This window comes from Hoeflea sp. AS60, from assembly GCF_038900115.1.
GTDB lineage: Bacteria > Pseudomonadota > Alphaproteobacteria > Rhizobiales > Rhizobiaceae > Hoeflea.
In genome coordinates this window covers 148,728-169,474 of the sequence record NZ_JBBMQP010000004.1, presented here as the reverse complement: position 1 = coordinate 169,474, position 20,747 = coordinate 148,728, and the positions used below count along the sequence as shown (strand labels likewise).

Here is a 20,747-nt window from a genome sequence, read left to right as displayed (position 1 = left end):
ATATCTCCCCTAGAGATCGAGCACGAGGCGGGCTGATTTCGCCCGGCTCACGCAAATCTGCATCACCTTGCCTTCGGCTTTCTCACTGTCACTCAGCACAACATCCCGATGATCGGGCACGCCATCAATAATATCGGTCTTGCAGATCCCGCAATCACCCCGCAGGCAATCGTGGATGAGATCAACTCCACCGTCTTCGAGCACTTCGATAATGGTTTTTCCGGGCGGTACGGTAAAGACCTCACCGGTGGCATGAACCTCGACCTCGAAAGCCACGTCTCCAGACTGCTCGGCTGCAGATGTGAACAGTTCAAAATGCACCCGGTCCGCTGCAATGCCCGCGGTTTCCATTGCCGATTTCACCGCGTCGATCATTCCCTTCGGGCCGCACACGTAGACATGCTCATCCTCGCCAACTGATGCAGCAAGCTTCTGCAGATTGAGCGCTGTGTCCGGCTGATCATCAAAATGTAATGTCAGCTGATCGCCAAATGCTGCCGCAAGCTCATCCCGGTAAGCCATCGCCGAGCTGGTGCGGCCGGCATAGTGAAACCGGAACGGGGTTGCAGCAAAGGCAAGTGCAGTTGCCATGCTGATCATCGGTGTGATGCCGATGCCGCCCGCAATCAGCAGAGCCGGCGCGTTCGGGACCAACGGGAAATCATTGCCGGGCGGTGAAACGACGGCCTCGTCGCCGACCGCCAAATCGTGCATATGCTGCGACCCGCCGGTGCTTTGCATCTCGAGTTGAACCGCAAAGCGATATTCGCCGGGGCCACCGTCGCCGGAAACAGGCTTGAAATCGATCAGCGAATAGGACCGTTCCCCTGAGGGCAGCTGAAATTTGACATGCGCACCGGGCGCATAGCCCGCAAGCTCGCCACCATCGCTGCGAACAAACACAAGCTCCCGAACTTTATCGGTCACTTTACGTGCTGACACGACTTTCAATTTCATCGGCTCAACCAATTTCACGTTCTCCTCTATCAAGAAACATGAATTTTCATATATTTGTTGTCAAGAGGTTTTTGTTGAACATACAATCACGGGATGCGATGAAAGCTCCCCTTGATAGCGCGGAATCCGGATGAGCAACATACTCGAAGACGGCAAGGACCCCTTTGTCCCTAATTACCTGCTTTACCTGCTGGCAGCCGCCAGCGAGGCGGCAAGCGCGCGCTTTCACGGCCATGTGCGCACACGCGGGCTACGCGCTCCCGAATGGCGGGTCCTGGCCTGTCTCACTGATACTGACGGCTCCATGGTGACCGAGCTTGCACGCTACGCCATGATTGAGCAATCGCGGCTTACAAAGATCATCATACAGATGGACGCGCGCGGCCTGGTCAAACGCCGAAGCGATCCGAAAGACGGTCGTCGCGTACGTGTTTTCCTGACGGCCAAAGGGCGTTCGCTCGCCGAGGAACTGGTTGCAGACGCAAAGAGGCACGAGTTGGATTTGCTCACATCATTCAAGAGCAGAAACGGCGCGGAGATCAAGGATACCCTGCGCGCACTCATCCAGCATCTTGAATCAGACCATCCCGATCATCTCGGTCAAAATGCCGAGAAAGCGAATTCCTGAAAAACGTTGATAGATGACATTGCATGTTTTTATATGATATTGCATGTTTCTGTCTTCGCGGTCAGGAAATGAACTTCTGACCGCACTTTCTGGGAGGAAGCGCATGAAAAAGATTGGGACACTATTCGCGAGCACGGTGCTGGCGGTTGGCTTTTCCGCGTCGGCAATGGCTGCTGACATCAACCTGACCATCTCAAGCTGGCTGCCGCCATCGCATCCGATCAACACCGAGATGCTTCAGGGCCTCATCGGAATGATGGAGGAAGCCACCGATGGCAAGGTCAGCGGCGAGATCAAGATGGGCCTGGCCCCACCGCCGGCGCAGATGGATCTTATCCTCGATGGCGCGGCCGATATCACCATCATTTTCCCCGGCTATCAGCCAGGCCGCTTTGTCGGCACCAAGCTGATCGAACTTCCCGGTTATGAAGGCAATGCGGAAGCCGCATCCGTCGCCTACTGGCAGGCGTACGACAAGTATCTTGCCCAGCTCAATGAGTTCAAGGGCACCAAGGTCATTGCGCTGACCACCCATGGCCCCGGCCAGATCCACTCCAACAAGCCGGTCAATACGCTGACTGACCTGCAGGGTCTCAAGACCCGTCTCGGCGGCGGCGTTTCAGCTGACGTCGGCGCTGAACTCGGACTCATCGGCATTCAGGTGCCAGCTCCCAAGGTCTACGAGACCCTGTCTTCAGGCGCTGCCGATGCGGTAGCCATGAACATGGGCGAGCGCATCAGCTTCAAGCTCAATGAAGTCGCCAAGAACGTCTACGAAATGCCCGGCGGCTTCTATCGTGGCGCTTTTGCCGTGATCATGAGCGAAGACAAGTTCGCTTCCATGCCTGAGGACGTGCAGGCAGCTCTCGAAGCAAAGGTCTTCGGCGAACCGGCATCGAAGATGATGGGCATCGCCTGGGACAAGAGTGACGAGCAGGCGCGCGAGGCCACCATGGCCTCGGGCGACAACAAGATCGTCGTTGCCAGTGCAGAAGACCAGGCCAAGTTTGCGGAAATGGCGGCTCGTGTTCGCACAAAGGTCCTGGCCGAAATTTCGGCTCTGGGTATCGATGCTGACGCTGCCCACGAGATGGTGGCGTCGACAATGGCATCCTACGGCAAGTAACATTTTTGCGGGCGCGCCATCGCGCGCCCGCAAATCTGCCCCTGAGGAGCCTGCCCCAAGGAGCCTGCAATGAAATCAATCGCCAGAGTGTTGAACCGGCTGACGGAGTTGCCAATGCTCCTCGCCGCAGCGACATTGTTCGTGTTGATGGTGCTGACATTTGCCGATGTCATCATGCGCTCCACCTTTTCCGCCCCCATAGAGGCCGCCACCGAGCTCACACGCATTGCCATGGCAGTGATCGTGTTCTCTGCCCTTCCCGTCGTATCTGGCAGGGCCGATCATATCGTGGTTGATCTCCTCGACCCTCTGTTTCGCCGTGCTGGTGTCGAACGCATTCTCGATGGCCTGATCACGCTTGCTTGCGGCGTTCTGCTCGTATGGCCTGCGATGCGATCGTTTGATCTGGCCGCACGTGCGCGCAGCTACGGGGATCTGACCGAGTATCTCTCGATCCCGGTTTTCTACATCACCTGGTTCATTGCCTTCATGACGCTTGTGACCGCCATAACCATGGCGCTTCGCGGGCTGGTCATTCTCTTCAAGCCAGACCTGCTCCGAGGCGCAAATGATTGAATCCCTGATCGGTTTTGCGGCAGTGCTGTTGCTGGTGCTGCTGCGCATGCCTATTGCGTTCGCCATGGGCATCGTCGGCATGGTCGGCATGACCTACGAGACCAATTTCGTCGCCGCGATCTCGCTTGTGTCGCGACTGATCATCGATACCAGTCAGGATTACGGATTGTCGGTTGTGCCGCTGTTCATTCTGATGGGCCTTTTTGTCAACAAGGGCGGCATCAGCCGTGAACTCTATCAGGTCTCGAACGCCTTTCTCGGCCATTTCCGCGGCGGCCTTGCAATGGCGACGATTGCCGCATGCGGCGGCTTTGCGGCCATCTGCGGATCATCGCTCGCCACCGCCGCCACCATGTCCAAGGTGGTGATGCCGGAAATGCGCAAGCTCGGATATTCGGACGAACTGTCATCAGCATCAATCGCTGCCGGCGGCACACTGGGCATCCTGATACCGCCCTCCGTCATCCTGGTGATCTACGGCCTTCTGACCGAAACCTCCATCGGCAAGCTGTTCATCGCCGGAATCGTACCCGGCATTCTCGGCATCCTGTTCTACCTCGTCGCGGTCCAGATCTCGGTCTACCGCAACCCGGCCGCAGGGCCCGCCGGCCGACGCTTCAGCCTTTCAGAGAAATTACAGGCCCTGAGCGGCGTCTGGTCCGTTCTGCTGCTGTTTTTCCTTGTCATCGGCGGGCTTTACGGCGCGCTCGATTTCTGGCCAATCCACCTCACATTCTCGCCCACTGAAGCCGCGGGCATGGGCGCGATGGGGGCCTTCCTGATTGCGCTCTTCCGCGGCACACTTTCGGTCAGCGAAACCCTCACGGTGCTCAAGGAAACCGCGACAACCACCGCGCAGCTTTTCAGCGTGCTGATCGGCGCCTGGATCTTCTCGAACTTCGTCAACTACGCAGGCTTGCCCGAAGGCTTGCGCGATATGATCGTCAGCGCCGACCTCTCTCCGTGGCTGGTGATGACGGTCATCCTCCTCATCTACGTGGCGCTCGGCTGTGTGTTCGAAAGCCTCTCCATGCTGCTGCTGACCGTTCCGATCTTCTTCCCGATCGTCATCGGACTTGGTTACGATCCGGTCTGGTTCGGCATCATCGTCGTCGTGGTGACCGAAATCAGCCTGATCACCCCGCCGGTCGGATTGAACGTCTTCATCCTGAAAAGCGTGGTCGGCGACATCTCCGTTGGCACCATCTTCAAGGGCGTCACGCCGTTCTGGATGATGGACATCGTCCGCTTGCTGATCCTGGTCCTGTTTCCGTGGCTGGTGCTGTTTCTGCCGTCGCAGATGTAACATCAGGCCAAAGGCGAAAGTTGTTCAGGGTTCCCCGACATCAGGTCCAATGAAAGCTGGACCAACAGTCAACGTCACACAGAAAAGCATTCGCTCTATCTCCCCCGCATGCATCGGTTCGGCAGCAAGAAGTCCGTATTGATGCATGCTGGCTGTGCCTGAAAGCCCGTTCGACTTGACGTCGCCGCTCGATCATCCTATTTTCTGAGTGATTACTCAAATTTTAGGTGCCATATGAACAGCCCCATTTCCCATCGCGATATTTCGATACCCGAGAATTGGGACCGCTGCGGCCTGCCCGGTTGGACCTATCACAGCGCGGCGTTTCTGGAGCTTGAGAAGCGCGAGTTGTTCCGCAAGCACTGGCAGATCGCCTGCCATGTCTCTGATCTGGCGGAGCCTGGCAACTACATCGCCTTCGACATGTGCGGCGAGCGGGCGCTGGTCATGCGCGGCGCAGATGGCGAAGTACGGGCATTCCACAACATGTGCCGACATCGCGGCGCCCGCGTCGTGGCCGATGAGCAAGGCTCCTGCAAGGGCGCTCTCGTGTGCCCTTTCCATGGTTGGGTCTACAATCTTGACGGTACGCTCCGCGGTGCCGCGCGGCCGAAATCCTTCCCCGATCTGGACAAGAACGAGTTCGGGTTGCAGCCGCTTGAAGCTGAAATCTGGAACGGCTTCGTCTTTGTTCGTTTTGAGAAAGGCATGCAAGCCTCGGTCGCCGAGATGTTCCAGCCTTTCGCCGAGGAAATCGCCCATTTCGACATCGCCGACATGGTGCCAACTGGCGAGATCTGGACCATGGTCTCCAAGGTCAACTGGAAATCCGTTCGCGACGTCGACAACGAAGGCTACCATGTCGCGCTCGCTCACCCGGCCCTGCAGGACCTCTATGGACGGTCCTATTTCGATGAGCCTTTTGTCGACGGCATGTCGAGATCCTATGCCGATTGCAACGAGAGTGGACGCCGCTGGAGTGTGCGCAACTATCTCAAGGCCATGCAGCCACGCCCCGGTATGCCGGACTATCTCAAGCGCGCCTGGGTCTACTACGGCATGTTCCCAAATGCCGTCATCGCTGTAACGCCGGAACTGGTGCAGTTCTATCAGGAGTTCCCGCTCTCCACCGGCGAAACCCTGCTGCGCGGGTCCATCTACCGCTACCGCGACGAAACTCGGCAACAGACCGTGGCACGCAAACTTGCAGTCCGCATTGACCAGGAAACCATGGGTGAAGACGTCCAGCTGACCGAATGGTCGAACGAGGCGATGAATTCGAGCGCTTTCAAGGGCTTCTATCTGTCGGATCTGGAATATGGCGTGCGCAGCCACCACGACCATATCCGTGCGGTCCTGCCGATCAGCACACTGGCGGAGCGGCCCAAAGAAGATGACGTGGCACGGCTGAATTCCGAGATGACAATCAACTTCTGATCGACCACTCAAACGATTGAGACACAAACACCCGCCCGTTTTTTTTCGGGGCGGGTGTTTTGTTTTGGAGGTCCGAGGATTCAGGTGATTGGCGAAGCGCCTAACCCTGCCAGATCCCTTCCTGGCGCAGGTCACGCATGGTCCGCGAAATCCCCTCATGCAGGATGCCTGCCATGGTGTCGATCTGGTCGCGGGTAATCACCAGCGGCGGCGACATCACGCACATATGCACCAGCGGCCGGACCAGCAGACCCAGTTCCTGGCAATGCCGGTCGATCCGGACGCCGACTTCGGTGTCAAGCCGGATCGGGTTGTGGCTTTCGCGGTCGGCAACGCACTCGATGCAGGCCATCAGCCCCATACCCCTGACCTCGCCGACTAGTTCCAGCTCTTCCAGCATTTTCATCTTCTCGTGAAAATAGGGCGTGATTTCGCGTGCATACTCGAGCAGGTTATCTTCAAGTATGTCGAGGTTTTTCAACGCCACCGCACAACCGATCGGATGGCTGGAATAGGTCAATCCGTGCGCATACATCGCTTCGGGATGATTGGAAGCCCTGAGGCCCGAGAGCAACCGGTCTGACACCACCATGCCACCCAGCGGGAAATAGCCCGAGGTAACGCCCTTGGCGAAGGTGATAATGTCCGGCACGACATCAAAGCACGCTTCGGATGCAAACACATGCCCGAGCCTGCCAAAAGCGGTCACCACTTCGTCGGCAATAAACAGGATGTCGTTTGCGCTGCAGATGTCCCGGATCGCCTTGAAATATCCCTCCGGCGGAATGATGACGCCACCCGATGCCATGATCGGCTCGCCGACAAAGGCTGCAATATTCTCGGCCCCGTTGACACGGACCGCCTCGGCAAACTCGGCCACAAGCTGATCACGGAAAGCCTCGAGGCTCATGTCCTTGGGGCGACGGAAAGGATCGGGGCAGGACAGCCGGATCATCATGTCATCTGCGAAATCCATCCAGTTTCGCGATCGCTGGCTGCCGTTCAGACTTGCCGACAGATAGGTGCTGCCATGATATCCGCCGTCCCGGCAGATGATCTTCTTCTTTCCTTCAAGCCCTCGCACATTGTTGTAGAACTGCGCGAACCGAAGCGCACTCTCGACCGCCGTTGATCCACCGGTTGTGAAGAACACGTGGTTGAGATCGCCCGGGGCATGCTCGGCAATGCGCCGCGCCAGCTCCGCCGATGGCTCGTTGGATGTGTACCAGGGAGAATTGTAGGACAGCTCCATCGCCTGCTCCTTGAGAGCATCTGCGAGGATTTCGTTGCGGTGACCAACATTGGTGCACCACATCCCGGCCGGACCATCGATCAGCTTGCGCCCCTTCTCGTCATGCACATACACCCCCTCGCCTGACCCGAGCATGCCGCGCGATTCAGCGCCGATCGAACCAGCCGATGGCCACGGCTGAACGAGGTGATCAGCCGCATCCTGCGTGGACTTCTTGTACAGATTGGCTTGATTTGCGGACATGATACGGACTTTCCGAGAGGTATGCGCGGCACCGGATTACAACAGCTTTGCGGCACCATCTGGATGAGTTACTGAATGGCTGTTCAGTCAATTTGGCAGAAAAACGGCTTGCATTCAACTCTCTTTTGGCTTCAAATCGGGACGACTTGTTCCGGGCCCTGCCCAGAAGGACGGGCGCTCTGAAAGCCGGCATGGGAACCGCTGGCATATCCGGTCACGGCGAGGAACTGCATTTGGATCCATCTGCCCCCACACTGCCGATGCCGCACGCCGGCGGTCAGACACCGATCACACGGTTCATGCGCTCTGAATCCGGCAAGGGCTGGCTGACCATTTCTCCGCCGCTGCTTTACGCCATGCTGCTGCTGATCGGGCCGATCATCGTGATTGTGGCGAACAGCTTCTGGTCGCAGGACTACCTGACCATCGACCACACCTTCACTTTGAAAAACTACAAGGCGGCGCTGACCGAGCCGATCTATCGCGACCTGCTGATGCGCTCGCTTTTCGTGTCGGTCACCGTTGCTTTTGTCACCGTCATTCTCGCCTATCCGGTCGCCTGGTTCGTGTCATTTTACGGCGGCCGTTACAAAGGTCTCTGGCTGTTCATCATCACCGTCCCGTTCTGGTCAGGCTATCTTCTCAGAATTCTGTCGTGGAAGGTGATCCTCGGCTACAAGGGCGTGCTCAACGAAACCCTGCTTTATCTGGGCATCATTGCCGAGCCCCTGAGCTCGCTGATCTACAACGTCAACGCGGTGATCATCACACTGGCCCACAGCTGGGCCGCCTTCGCGATCCTGCCCTTGTTCGTCTCGCTTGAAAAGCTCGACCGCTCGCTTCTTGAAGCCGCAGCAGACCTCGGTGATGGCCCGGTGCGCCGCTTTCTCAGGATAACGCTGCCACTCACCATGCCCGGTATCATTGCGGCTCTCATGATCGTCATGATCCCAACGGTCGGCGATTATGTCACCCCCAAGCTGGTCGGCGGCAAGGATGGCATAATGATCGCCAATGCCATTCAGGTACAGTTCGGCAAGGCCTCCAACTGGCCGCTGGGCGCAGCACTTGCCGTCAGCACCATGGTAATCGTCTCGATGGTCGCGGGCGCCATTGTCCTGCTCCTCGCCGGCACGAAGAGGCTTCTCAAATGAGGTTCCTCCCCACATCCAGACGGATCCTGGCGACCTACGTAATCATCTATGTCGCGATCCTCTATTTCCCCGTGCTGCTGCTGCCGATCTTTTCCTTCAACGATTCAGCCACGCCGAAGCTCCCATTGGTTGGCTTCACCCTCAAATGGTACGAGGGCCTGGCTGGTAACGCCGCCATGCAGGGCGCTGCATGGAACTCGCTCATTGTCGGCATAAGCGCAGCATTTCTGAGCACTGTTCTGGGCATTTGCGCCGCCCGCGCCATGACACGGCACCGTTTCCGCGGCAAGGCTGCGGCAAGCAGCCTGATCATGGCGCCGCTGATCCTGCCCGAGATCATCATCGCCATTTCCCTTCTCGTGGTGATGCTGGGCCTTGGCATGCAGCTCTCGCTGATCACGGTCATCCTCGGGCACTTGCTGATCTGCGTCCCCTATTCGGTCACCGTTCTGGTTTCGGGCTTCGAAGGCTTCGACCCCAGCATGGAGGAAGCCTCGCGCGATCTCGGCGAAACCGCCTTTGGAACCCTCAGACGCGTGACGCTGCCCATGCTGATGCCGTCCATCGTCTCCAGCGTCCTGGTGACGTTCACCATTTCGCTCGACGAATTCATCCTCGCCTTTTTCTTGAGCGGCACCGAGCCGACCCTGCCGGTCTACATCTGGGGGCAACTGCGCTTCGCAGCCAAGCTGCCCAATGTTCTGGCGCTCGGCTCCATCCTGATTGCCGCATCACTTGTTCTGCTTACAGCCGCGGAACTCTTCCGCCGTCGGGCAGAGCGCAAAATGGCGGTCCGCCCATGAGGAGTACAGCCGATGCTGAACATTAATATGGCCAAGCCGGCAGGTGAATCATGACAGCCTCCCCGATGATTGAAATCAGGAATGTCGACAAGAGCTTCGGCACCTTCCGCGCGCTCGACACCCTCAACGCCTCGATCAGGGAAGGCGAGTTCTTCTCGCTTCTTGGGCCGTCGGGATGCGGCAAGACCACGCTTCTCAGGATGATCGGCGGCTTCGACAACCCCTCCTCCGGCGAGATTCTGATCGGTGGCAAATCCATGCTCGGCATTCCGCCGAATTTGCGACCGACCAATATGGTTTTTCAAAGCTACGCCATCTTCCCCCACCTCAATGTGTCGGAGAACATCGCTTACGGCTTGAAGCGGCTGCGGTTGGGGCGGGCAGAGGAAGAAAAACGGGTCAAGGAGGCTCTGGCACAGGTCGAGCTCTCCCAGCTTGGTCCGCGCATGGGCAACCAGCTCTCCGGCGGACAGCGCCAGCGCGTCGCTCTGGCTCGGGCACTGGTGATGCGCCCCAAGGTGCTGCTGCTCGATGAGCCGCTGTCCGCGCTCGACAAGCAATTGCGCGAGCAGATGCAGGTCGAACTCAGGCATCTGCAACGCCAGATCGGCATTACATTCGTGCTGGTCACCCACGACCAGTATGAAGCGCTGAGCATGTCTGACCGGATTGCGGTGATGTTTTCAGGTCAGATCGCCCAGATCGCCGACCCCAAGGAAATCTACCAGAACCCTGCCACCCGTCAGGTCGCTGATTTCCTGGGGGGCATGAATTTCCTCACCTCGTCGCATCTCGCCCTCAGCGGCACCGACTTCAAGGCAAGCCTGCCCGGTATCGGCGACATCAGCGGGCATCTCTCGGGCAAGGCGATTTCTGACCCGGCAAAGGCCATGATCGGCATACGGCCCGAGCGGCTGCGCATCGTCTGGGAGGGCGAAACCGCTGATCCGATCGTCACCGGCAAGGTGGTTGATCGCAATTACTTTGGCGAAGTGACCTCCCTCGCGGTCGGCGTAGAGGGCCAGAACCAGCATCTCTCCATCGTCGAGACCAACGATTTCGGGGCTGATGATATTCCTATCGGCTCGGATGTCCGCATCACCTATGACAGGGATGCGTTCGTCATCATGCAGGGCTGAGCCTGCACCATACAAAAAAGGCGCCGGTTAAGGCGCCTTTTCTTTGTCTTGGACAGCGGACTGACGCCAATCAGTATCCGGCTTTGATCTTCTCGAATTCAGCGATCATCTTCTGCTTCAGTTCCACCGGAACCGGCGACTGGAAGAGTGTCTTGTCGACAAACGATGACACGTCATCATAGCCGGCGCCTTTAAGCGTTTCGGCGTCGATCGCAGCCATGCCGTTCGCGTTGCTGTGGCCATAGCCCCATTCGGAAACGATGTAGGACGAGACCGCAGGGTCGAGCGTCGCATTGATGTAATCATAGGCTTTGTCTTCGCTGCCTTCGCCGTCCTTCAAAAGCACGTAACCGCAGACCCATGTCGACAGGCCTTCGTCGGTGTCCTTCTTGATGGCGACAGGCACCCCGTCGGCCTTCAGCGTGGTCGCTGTTTCATTCCACGCCCAGGCCAGATCAACTTCCTCGCCCGCCATAGCCTGGCTCAACTCGGTGTTGTCGGTCCAGTAGAGGCGGACATTCTTGTGAACGTCGCGCAGGAACGCCGAAGCCTGATCGAATTGCGCATCGGTCATCTTGGACCAGTCCTTCAGCCCAATCGCCAGCGACGCAAGCGCATAGGCATCATCTACACTGTCGCCGATCGATACACGGTCCTTGAATTTCGGATCGGCAAAGGCCGTCAACGATTTGATGTCCGCTTCATCGACCTTGTCAGTCCGGTAGGTGACGGCGGTGTTACCCCACTCGAAAGGCACCAACCAGGCCTGGCCGTCCTCGGTGGTCATCAGGTCCTTCATCGCCTTGAAGCCTGGCAGGACGTTGTCCCATTCGGAAATCCGCGAGGTATCAAGCGGCTTGAGCAGTCCTGCATCGCGCCACTTCACCACGCTCTGCGAGCACGGGTGCCCGACATCGGCCCTGAACCCGGTCCTGAGCTTCTGGAAGGCTTCCTCCTCATCCCCGAAAAACGCGAATGTCGGCGAATCGCCGTTTTTCTCGACATAGGCCGGATGGAACGCCGGGTCTTCATAGCCCGCCCAGTCAAACACGGTCAGCTCACCATCTGCGGCTGACACCGTCATCGGCGCGGCGCTCAGCGACAGGGCAACCGCGAAACTGAAAATCAAACCTCTGGATTGTTTTTTTTGCATTCTTATCTCCTTCATGAGTCTTCTGCGTGAAATTTCGACGGCGTACCGTCGGCTGCGAAGTGCTTTGGAAATATTGTGCACAGGGTATCGAGAACGACCTTGAGCGCTGTCTCGCGCTTGTAATTCTTGCCGAATAGCATCATTCGGAGCCACAGGCCTTCCTGCATGGCATAGATCGCATCAGCCGTGCTCTGCGCATCGAAGCCGTATCCGCCCTCCTCTTTGGCCCGCGTGCACATCGAGGCCAGCGTCGTGCGGTATTTTTCGTCCCTCTCCCAGGCGAGTTTTTGATAAGTCGGCCGGGACTTGGCTTCCGTGATCAGGGCAAACCAGGCGGCGAGCTTGCGGTGGGTGCAGATCTTCCTGTCGAGATCAGCCGTTACCAATGCCAGCAATTGTGACGCCGTATCCGCCTTCGCCTTTTCCACCATCGCCAGCCAGTTGGCCGTGTACTCGTCCTGCAGGTACTTGATGGTTTCGCTCAGCAAATTGTCCTTGCTGGTGAAATGGAAATTGACGATCCCGCGGGACAATCCCGCACCGTCGGCCACGTCGGCAAGCGTCGTTGCCGCATAGCCGCGCTTTGCCAGTGAATCGATCGTGGCGTTGATCAGTTGCTCCCGGCGCAGCGCCTTGGGCTCACGCCGCCTTGCCGCTTCCGTGGTCGGCGTGACCGGAGCCGCAGTTTCATTCTTACGTACTGAGCTCAGAGTTTCGATCCTTCTTCATCAGTTTGCCTTTGAACCTGGTCTGGTTCCGAACACATGCGTCGGGCAGTGTTCGCCGCTGTCGAGCACCGCCTGCATGGCGGTCCAGGTCTTGATGTTCTTGTCGACGTAGTCGGTACCAACTGCCTCGGCGACCGGGCCATAAAGGGGGCCCTTGAGCCGCTCCAGCTCAGCCCGCGCCACCTCTCGGTACCAGGCATTGCGGTTGACCGTCCGCACGTCAGTGAAGCCCGCCTTCTCCATTGCGCCTTCATAACGTTGAGCCGACGCCATTCCGAAACTCAGGCCCTCGGCGGCAAGATAGGCGCGCATCGCCTCGGATGGCTCGCCATCGTGCGAGGTCAGCCAGTCACTGGCGGCAAAACGACCACCGGGCTTGAGCACCCGGTAGATGTCTGCAAACAGCGCCTCCTTGTCGGCCACATGAATGAGCGCATCCTTGGAAAACACCACATCAAAACTCTGGTCCGGAAATGGCAGCGGCCCCGGTGCGCCGCGCACGAAGCTCGCCCGATCCGCAAGCCCCTGCTGCATGGCACGTTTCGTCGCCAGATCAACAACCGGCTGCTCGACATCAAACCCGACGATGCCTGCAGGTTGATATTCGCGCGCCAGAAACAGCGTGATGCCGCCCGACCCGCATCCGATATCAAGCACCTGGCTGCCCGAAAGATCGATGTCAGTGACAACCCGTCGCACCTCGTCTGGTCCACCGGGCGACAGGAACCCCTCGCCCCACAAGGCTTCCAGAAACCGGATCGCGGTATCGTCATACTCAGGCGCAGCGCCTTCGGGCGCATCCCCGGCAGGCTCACTTGGTGTCGAATTGGGAAAGCCATCCGTCATGATGGGTCGTGTTCCTCACTCAAACGATTTGGCGAATTATTGGCGCAAAGAGCTATCAATGCAACAAATTTGTTGAACGTTCATTCAATAGCAGTCTGAAAGAGGGCCTGAAACAGGCTTGTAAAACACACCGCACGGCGGAGAATGCCTGCTCCGTTCACTCTGTCACACCGACCCGTATGGGTCGCTGATTGACAGACAAATGTCCTGCTCAGAACCTGTGCGCATGCTCGGGAATGAGAAGCCGAAGATGCGCATAGGCTGATTGCAGCGCTTCCTCCCGCGTGAGCGGGTGGCCCTGCAAATGCAGCTGCACCCACAAGCCGTCGGTAAAGGCATCAATCGATTGGGTCAGTAGATCCGGGTCTGGACCTCCCGATGTCCCCACGAGATCGCGGCAGCTGTGGAGCATTGCATCATTGCGCTCGATCTCGGCTTGAACGCAAATCGTGTTGTAGAGCTGCTGCGTGCCCGCCTCCCCCCAAAACGAAAACCACAAGGCAAGTTTGGTCTGGTTGCAGATCTCGGGGCAAAAATCGATCCGGATCAGTTCCAGAATACGATCGAGCGGATCAGGGGCGGCGATCGCTTTCTGCCAGGCTTGTTTATATTCCTGCAGCAAACGCGACAAGGCCTCGGTCAGCAAGCCTTCCTTGTTCTTGAAATGGAAGACCAGCACACCCTGGGACACCCCGGCAGCGGCCGAAACACTGGCGAATGTCGTACCGCTGATACCATGACGCGCAACCACTTCAACCACGGCCTCGATCACTCGTGCCTGTGTGCGAATGCTGGTCGGCGAGACCTTTTGAGCATCTGCGTTTTGGGTCATGTGCAAACCTCTACCGCAGAGGCTGGAAAGATAACAGAACAAATTTTTTGACTGAACGCTCAGTTTATTCTAGCCTTGGTTTTTATCAATTCCGGGACTGGCCATGAAATATGACGCGATCATCGTAGGAGCTGGCCACAATGGTTTGACAGCTGCCTGCTTCATGGCCCGGGCCGGTTTGAAGACATTGATCGTCGAAAAGGAAGATCATGTCGGCGGTGCGGCGGTCAGCCTGTCTCTGACGCCCGGCTGGACCTATTCGAACTGCTCTTACGTCTGCTCGCTTCTGCGACCGGAGATCATCCGCGCGCTCGAGCTGCCCAGACACGGCCTGCAGGTGATCCCCTATGAAGGCGGCGCAGTGTTCGATTCCAAGGGCGACTACTTCGCCTATATGTCTGACCATGACGCGCTGCGCCGGGAACTGATCCGTCACTCGCCCCGCGATGCTGATGGCTATGAGCGCTATTCCCGCGCCGTGATGCGCCAGTGCAAGTTCATCAAGCCACTGCTGCTGCGCACTGCCCCCGACCCTGCGTCGATGAAGCCGCGCGATATCGCCGAGCTCCTCTACATCATCAAGCGCTTTCACAATCTGGGCCCGAGCGAAATGGCGGAGACCGTTCGTTTCTGGACCATGTCGATCGCCGAATATCTCGACCAGTATTTCGAGACCCCGATGATCAAGGCCTATATCGCGGGCTCCGGCATCATCGGTACAGGCCTCGGCCCCTATTCTCCCGGAACGGCTTACGTGCTGCTGCACCACTACATGGGCGAAGTCGATGGCGCGATCGGCGCCTGGGGCTTTGCCCGCGGCGGCATGGGCTCGATCACCCAAGCCATGGCCCGCTCGTTTGAAGCCTCCGGCGGCGAGATCCGCACCGGCTCCGGGCTTGACCACTTCACGGTCAAGGACGGCAAGGTCCGCGGCGTCGTGCTCGAAAACGGCGACGAACTGCAGGCTGAGACAATCGTGTCAGGCATGGATGTCCGCCGCACCTTCATCGATCACACCGACGAAAAGGAGCTGCCGCAGGATTTCGTCAAGGGCGTCAAGCGCTACCGCTTTCGCGGCTCATCGGGCAAGCTCAACGTGGCGCTTGATGGCATGCCGAGCTTCAACGGCGCTCCGAAAGACGCCTCCTTCCTGCGCGGTGACCTGCATTTTCTGGACGACATGGCCGAGATCGAACGCGCCTATGACGACTGGAAGGATGGAAAATGGTCGGCCAGTCCCTATGTCGATTTCCTGATCCCGACCCAGATCGACCCGACCATGGCCCCGCCCGGAAAACATTACGCCACCATCTTCGTGCAATACGCACCCTATGAGCTGGCGAACGGCGAATGGGACGACACCAACCGCGAGGCTTTCGCCGAAACCGTGATCTCCAAGATCGAGCGCCACAGCCCGGATTTCCGCAAGCTGATCGTGCACAAGGAAATCCGGACCCCGAAGGATATCGAAGATCAGGTTGGCCTGACCGAGGGCAACATCTTCCAGGGTGAGCTGACTTTTGATCAGTTGCTGTTCAACCGTCCGGTGCCCGGCTACGCGCAATATCGTTCACCGATCAAGGGTCTCTATATGTGCGGCTCCTCCACCCATCCCGGCGGCGGCGTCATGGGCGCGCCTGGCGCCAATGCGGCGCGCGAGGTGCTCAGCGATCTCGGCCACAAGATCGACATGGGGATGTCGGCATGAGCGCGCGATACGACGCAATCATCATCGGCGCGGGCCACAATGGCCTCGTCGCGGCGGCAGTCCTTGCCCGCAAGGGTAAGACGGTTCTGGTGCTGGAAGCCCGCGATCATGTCGGCGGCATGCTTGGCGATGCGAGTTTCCGTGTCGCGCCCCTGCCCTACGCACTGCGCCCGGAAATCGCCAGAGTGCTCCAGCTGGACCAGAAACGGCTCCACGGCGCAAAGCCGGTCGAGACGCTCGCATTCGGCTCTGATGGACCGCCATTGCGTATCATCGGTGGCCACGTGACTGGCACCGATGCCATCACGGAACATGACTACGCCACGCTTCACGCCCGCCTTGGCCGTCAGGCACAGGCGCTCGGCGTGATGATGCTCCAATCCCCGCCGGGCCTTAGCAAGGCAAGTCTTGGTGAAATGGCGGGACTGGCCAAGATGGCGTTGAAGATGCGCCTGCTCGGCAAGACCGAGATGCGCGATCTGTTGCGCATCATCCTGTCCAATGCCTGGGATCTGCTGAACGACGAAATCGGCGACGGGCCTCTGGCCGGCGTCCTCGCCATGGACGCAACTCTTGGCGGGGCCATGGGTCCCCGGTCTCCGGGAACGGTGCTCACATTGCTCTACCGCATGGCATCACAATCAACGCACGGCCACGGCCTTCGCGTCATGCCCGAAGGCGGTCCGGGCGCCCTGGTCAAGGCCTTGAGTGATTGCGTGACCAGCGCCGGCGGCGAAATCCGCACCGGCGCGCCGGTGGCAAAAATTCTGGTCGATCAGGACAAGGCGACTGGCGTGCGGCTTCAGTCCGGCGAGGAGATCGCGGCCGCAACAGTGTTCTCCAACGCCTCGCCCAAGGTCACGCTGATGACACTGCTGGGCGTCGAGCATCTCGATGGCGAGTTCGTTCGGCGCTGCCGCAACATGGCATCCAAAGGCATGGTCAGCCGCCTCGATTTCGATGTTGCGGAAATGCCGTCGCTAACCAGTGGCGGCAAGATCGAACATGGTCAGAGACTGGTATTCGCGCCCACCATGCAGGTGATCGAGACATCCTTCAATGCCGCCAAATATGGCGACATGCCGGAACGGCCGGTGTTCGAAGCAACCTATGATGCCACAGCCAAACGCCTGTGTGTCTCCGCTCAGTTCACGCCCCATGATCTCACCGGCGGCTGGACCGACGAAGCCAAGTCAAAACTCGCAAACTCTGTTATGGCCGTACTGGAAGAAGCACTGCCCGGCATAGCCTCCGCTGTCACAGCCAGCCGCGTGATGTCGCCCGTCGACATCGAAACCGGCTACGGCGCCTCGGGCGGGCATTGGCATCATGGAGAGCTGCGGGTCGATCAACTGTTGATGCTGCGCCCGTTCGACGGAGCGGCGCAGTACCGCATGCCGGTCAAAGGCCTTTATCTGTGCGGCGCAGGCGCCCATCCCGGAGGCGACATTTCCGGCGCTCCCGGCTTCAATGCAGCGCGCACAGCACTTCGCGACGGAGGAAACTGAGATGGCTGCCAAGGCAAAATCAATCGCGCAGGTGGCCATGGGGCTTGAACCCGGGCCCTTCCATGATCGCCTGGTTGACCAAAATCGTCAGCAGTCCTGGGTCAACTGGATGGGCTACGCCTCTCCGTCGGTGCTCGACAACGTCGAGTTCGAGTATTTCGCCATCCGCAACCAGTCGACGCTGTTCGACATCTCGCCGATGTGCAAATACGCCATCACCGGGCCGGACGCGGAAACCGTGCTCAACCGGCTGGTAACCCGCGATATCCGCAAGCTGAAGCCGGGCCGCGTCGCCTACTGCATCTGGTGCGATGAAGATGGCAACGTCGTTGATGACGGCACGGTCTTCCGCCTGTCCGACACCGAATTCCGGCTCTGCTGCCAGGAACCGCAACTGTCCTGGCTCGAAGACATTGCCTGGGGCTTTGATGTTGCAATCCACGATGTCACCCGCGACATCGCTGGGCTGGCGCTGCAGGGCCCGACCAGCTGTGCGCTGCTCAAGGATCTGGGGCTTGCGAGCATCGAGACACTCAAGACTTTCGGGATCGCCGAATATGAAATCAGCGGCGCCGCTGTCACCATCTCCCGTACCGGCTTCACCGGCGATCTCGGCTATGAGCTCTGGATCAAGCCTGCTGATGCGCTGACGGTCTGGGACGCGCTGATGGATGCCGGAAAACTTCGCGGTCTGCGCGTGATCGGTTACGAAGCGCTGGAGATGGCCCGCATCGAGGCCGGGTTCCTGCTGCCAAAGATTGATTTCCTCTCAGCACAAACGGTTCTCAGACCCGATCGCGCCAACACGCCCTACGAGCTAGGCTTTGAATGGCTGGTAGCGCTCGACAAACCCCATTTCAACGGCCGCCGCGCCCTTGTCGATCTGTCGAAACAGACGCCTCGGCGCAAACTTGTGGCGATCGAAATCGAGCGCGACAAGCCCGCGCACAATGCTCTGGTCTACCACAGGAAGACCCGCGAGGTGGGCCAGGTGACCTCCGCCCTGTGGTCGCCAACCTGCAAGCGCAACATCGCCTACGCCTGGCTCGACGCCCCCTATGGCCAGTCGGTCACCGATGACCTGTGGGTGGAGATCTACCTCCAGAAAGAGATCAGGTGGCAGCGCCGCATGGCCAGATGCCAGCTTGTTGCAAAGCCCTTTTTCGTGCATCCGAGGCGTTCAGCCACTCCACCGGCGGATTTTTGACCCAATGGCGCGCGGATCATGCTTGAGATAAAGGCCGAGAGCGCGGAAGACCAGCGGCAGCTCAAGCTGTTGACCCTGCCGCTTGGCGCGACCGGGTCAGGCTGGCACCGCTATGGCGCGGCGATGTATTTCTACCAGCACGGCAAACTCCACGCCGAAACGCTAGAAGCCTACCGCATATGCTGCAATCTTGATTCCGAGGATCCCGATGCAGTCGCCCGTTCCCGCCGGACGACCGACAAAACCGGTTGACTCTCCCTGTCTTCAACGAATACCAAATTCTTCAATATTTTTTGGTTTCTTGGAGATCCGGATGTTCGGATTCAAGCAGGACGAAGCGGCAACGGTCGTGCAGTTCATCGCCGAACAGGTGCGCAGGGACATTTCCTTCGGCGTACTGCCTCCCGATTCAAGGCTGAAGATCGAAGATCTGCGCCAGCGCTACGGCGGCAGCGCTCACTCGTTGCGCGAGGCGCTGACATTGCTTGCCAATGAAGGCATTGTCGAAGCCAGCACCCAGCGCGGCTTTCGCGTGGCGTCTGCGTCGCAGGCCGATCTCGAGGACGTCACACGGCTGCGCGCCGAAATCGAATGCCTTGGCCTCAAATGGTCGATGAAACACGGCGCCGTACGCTGGGAGGGCGAACTGATCGCAGCCCGCCACGCTATTGATCGCGCGGATAACCTGGTCATGGGAGATATCGATGCATTGGCGCTCGATTGGGACGAGGCCAATCGCGAGTTTCACGCCGTTCTCGTGTCACGCTGCAATTCGCCGCGGTTGATCGAGTTCCAGTCCCGGCTCTTCTTCGAAAGCCGCCGGTTCCGCTTCGCGGTTCTGAAAGAACGCGGCATCGTGCCTGAGGAGCTGATAACCATGCGCAACCGGCTGGTCGACGCGGTTCTTGCCCGCAATGACCAGAAAGCCATCGAAGCGCTGGAAAAGCTCATTCTCGAGCCTTTCGGCAATTTGTAAGAACACGATCAGCGCGCGGGAGGAGCATCGCGCCAACGTGCTGAGAGAGTACCATCGACACGAAAGCATCCAAAGGGAGGATCACATGATCAAGACTACACGCAGAACGGCAATCTCCATGTTCGCCGCCACCGCAATCGGCCTTGTCGCAAGTGCGTCAATGTCTACCGCCGCCCAGGCAGCAGACGCCATCAAGATCGGCATCCTGTCGCTGACGTCGCATTCGCCAAGCATCATTGCCGAAGGCAAGGGCTATTTCACTGAACAGGATCTCGCTGTCGAATTCGTCAGCTTCCAGGCCGCCCAGCCGATGGCCATTGCGATTGCTTCAGGCGACATCGATTTTGGCATGACCGCCATTTCCGGTGGTCTCATCAGCCTGGCCGAAAAGGGGGCCGTCCGCATCATCGGCGGCGCGCTTCAGGAAACTCCTGAAATTTCCGGCCAGAAGATCCTGGCCTCCAAGGCCGCCTTCGACGCCGGCGTCACCAGCCCGGACAAGCTTGCCGGCCACACCTTCGGCGTCACCACTCAGGGCTCGTCGTTCCATTACATGGCCCACAAGATCGCCGACAAGGCCGGCTTTGCCCGGTCCGAGCTGAAGATCACCCCGATGCAGAAGGTGCCCGCAGTAATCGCGGCGCTGAAATCGGGCCAGATCGACGCCTGGTCGATTGTGCCGAACATCGCCGGTGCGCTGACCAAGGGCCCTGAAGTGGTCGAAATCGGCAAGGTTTCCGATTACATCGACAATTATCAGGTCACCACCGTCTTCACATCGACGAAGAATGTCACCGAAAACCGCGAGCTGGTGACCCGGTTTCTGGCCGGCCTTTCCAAGGGTATCGCCGACTACAATGAGGCCTTTGTCGACAAGACCATGAGCGCCGACGAAGTCGCCGAAATCACCGGCATGGTCCACAAATATGTCTATGCCGACCAGCCGATCGAAAAGGCCGGCCCGCGCATTGCAGCCGGCGCCATGCGCATCAATGCCGGAGCAAAGCTCAATATCGGCAGCATCGAGGACCAGCTGAAATGGTTCCAGTCAGAAAATTTGGCACCTGAAGGCGTCACCATGGCCGATCTCGTCGACACCAGCTTTGTCGAGACCTTCTAAGGGCTGCAATAGATCAGCCCAACAGTGTTCCGCAGCACAAACCGCTGC

General features: G+C 58.9%; 20 protein-coding genes. 14 read left to right on the top strand and 6 right to left on the bottom strand.

The genetic code is table 11. The features are described from left to right. Positions 1-9: 9 nt before the first annotated feature. Positions 10-927, bottom strand: coding sequence for a PDR/VanB family oxidoreductase (locus WNZ14_RS21220; RefSeq protein WP_342870679.1), 918 nt, complete (start codon positions 925-927; stop codon positions 10-12). Between the two features lie 160 nt (positions 928-1,087). Between WNZ14_RS21220 and WNZ14_RS21215 the strand changes: the two genes are divergently transcribed. From WNZ14_RS21215 to WNZ14_RS21195, 5 genes are all read left to right on the top strand, one after another. Beyond that, positions 1,088-1,585 (top strand): MarR family winged helix-turn-helix transcriptional regulator, encoded by a 498-nt coding sequence (locus WNZ14_RS21215; RefSeq protein ID WP_342870678.1) that lies wholly within the window; start codon positions 1,088-1,090, stop codon positions 1,583-1,585. A gap of 103 nt (positions 1,586-1,688) precedes the next feature. Then, positions 1,689-2,711, top strand: a complete 1,023-nt coding sequence (locus tag WNZ14_RS21210; protein ID WP_342870677.1) for a TRAP transporter substrate-binding protein — start codon at positions 1,689-1,691, stop codon at positions 2,709-2,711. 69 nt (positions 2,712-2,780) lie between these two features. Further along, on the top strand, positions 2,781-3,287 hold the full coding sequence (locus WNZ14_RS21205; protein ID WP_342870676.1) for a TRAP transporter small permease subunit: 507 nt from the start codon (positions 2,781-2,783) through the stop codon (positions 3,285-3,287). Further along, positions 3,280-4,593, top strand: coding sequence for a TRAP transporter large permease (locus WNZ14_RS21200; protein WP_342870675.1), 1,314 nt, complete (start codon positions 3,280-3,282; stop codon positions 4,591-4,593). Before WNZ14_RS21205 ends, WNZ14_RS21200 begins: the two co-directional genes overlap by 8 nt. Before the next feature lie 234 nt (positions 4,594-4,827). Continuing rightward, positions 4,828-6,030, top strand: coding sequence for an aromatic ring-hydroxylating dioxygenase subunit alpha (locus tag WNZ14_RS21195; RefSeq protein ID WP_342870674.1), 1,203 nt, complete (start codon positions 4,828-4,830; stop codon positions 6,028-6,030). Between the two features lie 100 nt (positions 6,031-6,130). Here the strand turns inward: WNZ14_RS21195 and WNZ14_RS21190 are convergent, their stop codons facing one another. Then, on the bottom strand, positions 6,131-7,525 hold the full coding sequence (locus WNZ14_RS21190; protein ID WP_342870673.1) for an aminotransferase: 1,395 nt from the start codon (positions 7,523-7,525) through the stop codon (positions 6,131-6,133). A gap of 299 nt (positions 7,526-7,824) precedes the next feature. On the opposite strand from WNZ14_RS21190, the gene WNZ14_RS21185 reads away from it, so the two are divergent. The 3 genes from WNZ14_RS21185 to WNZ14_RS21175 all read left to right on the top strand — a co-directional run bounded on the left by WNZ14_RS21185 (position 7,825) and on the right by WNZ14_RS21175 (position 10,621). Continuing rightward, positions 7,825-8,679, top strand: a complete 855-nt coding sequence (locus WNZ14_RS21185; RefSeq protein WP_342870706.1) for an ABC transporter permease — start codon at positions 7,825-7,827, stop codon at positions 8,677-8,679. Further along, positions 8,676-9,482, top strand: coding sequence for an ABC transporter permease (locus WNZ14_RS21180; RefSeq protein WP_342870672.1), 807 nt, complete (start codon positions 8,676-8,678; stop codon positions 9,480-9,482). Before WNZ14_RS21185 ends, WNZ14_RS21180 begins: the two co-directional genes overlap by 4 nt. Positions 9,483-9,547: 65 nt before the next feature. Next, positions 9,548-10,621 (top strand): ABC transporter ATP-binding protein, encoded by a 1,074-nt coding sequence (locus WNZ14_RS21175; protein ID WP_342870705.1) that lies wholly within the window; start codon positions 9,548-9,550, stop codon positions 10,619-10,621. 70 nt (positions 10,622-10,691) lie between these two features. On the opposite strand, the gene WNZ14_RS21170 is transcribed toward WNZ14_RS21175, so the two are convergent. The 4 genes from WNZ14_RS21170 to WNZ14_RS21155 form a co-directional block, all read right to left on the bottom strand. Continuing rightward, on the bottom strand, positions 10,692-11,705 hold the full coding sequence (locus WNZ14_RS21170) for an extracellular solute-binding protein (protein WP_342870704.1): 1,014 nt from the start codon (positions 11,703-11,705) through the stop codon (positions 10,692-10,694). Positions 11,706-11,785: 80 nt separating this feature from the next. Then, positions 11,786-12,385 carry a TetR family transcriptional regulator C-terminal domain-containing protein gene (locus WNZ14_RS21165; protein ID WP_342870703.1) on the bottom strand — a complete coding sequence of 200 codons (600 nt, stop codon included), beginning with the start codon at positions 12,383-12,385 and terminating at the stop codon, positions 11,786-11,788. 117 nt (positions 12,386-12,502) lie between these two features. Continuing rightward, on the bottom strand, positions 12,503-13,348 hold the full coding sequence (locus tag WNZ14_RS21160) for a methyltransferase domain-containing protein (protein WP_342870671.1): 846 nt from the start codon (positions 13,346-13,348) through the stop codon (positions 12,503-12,505). Positions 13,349-13,559: 211 nt separating this feature from the next. After that, entirely contained in the window at positions 13,560-14,180 is a 621-nt protein-coding gene (locus WNZ14_RS21155) for a TetR family transcriptional regulator C-terminal domain-containing protein (RefSeq protein WP_342870670.1), read from the bottom strand. Positions 14,181-14,283: 103 nt separating this feature from the next. Here WNZ14_RS21155 and WNZ14_RS21150 point away from each other — a divergent pair, with 103 nt between their 5' ends. The 6 genes from WNZ14_RS21150 to WNZ14_RS21125 all read left to right on the top strand — a co-directional run bounded on the left by WNZ14_RS21150 (position 14,284) and on the right by WNZ14_RS21125 (position 20,699). Then, positions 14,284-15,888 (top strand): NAD(P)/FAD-dependent oxidoreductase, encoded by a 1,605-nt coding sequence (locus tag WNZ14_RS21150; protein ID WP_342870669.1) that lies wholly within the window; start codon positions 14,284-14,286, stop codon positions 15,886-15,888. Further along, complete coding sequence (locus WNZ14_RS21145) at positions 15,885-17,396, top strand: NAD(P)/FAD-dependent oxidoreductase (protein ID WP_342870668.1); 1,512 nt, start codon at positions 15,885-15,887, stop codon at positions 17,394-17,396. The genes WNZ14_RS21150 and WNZ14_RS21145 overlap by 4 nt, the downstream gene beginning before the upstream one ends. Before the next feature lies 1 nt (position 17,397). Next, on the top strand, positions 17,398-18,603 hold the full coding sequence (locus WNZ14_RS21140) for an aminomethyltransferase family protein (protein WP_342870667.1): 1,206 nt from the start codon (positions 17,398-17,400) through the stop codon (positions 18,601-18,603). 18 nt (positions 18,604-18,621) lie between these two features. Next, the gene (locus tag WNZ14_RS21135; RefSeq protein ID WP_342870666.1) at positions 18,622-18,855 is read left to right on the top strand and encodes a hypothetical protein; all 234 of its coding nucleotides are present in this window, start codon (positions 18,622-18,624) and stop codon (positions 18,853-18,855) included. 61 nt (positions 18,856-18,916) lie between these two features. Further along, complete coding sequence (locus WNZ14_RS21130; RefSeq protein ID WP_342870665.1) at positions 18,917-19,579, top strand: GntR family transcriptional regulator; 663 nt, start codon at positions 18,917-18,919, stop codon at positions 19,577-19,579. 85 nt (positions 19,580-19,664) lie between these two features. Further along, complete coding sequence (locus tag WNZ14_RS21125) at positions 19,665-20,699, top strand: ABC transporter substrate-binding protein (protein WP_342870664.1); 1,035 nt, start codon at positions 19,665-19,667, stop codon at positions 20,697-20,699. Positions 20,700-20,747 lie beyond the last annotated feature (48 nt).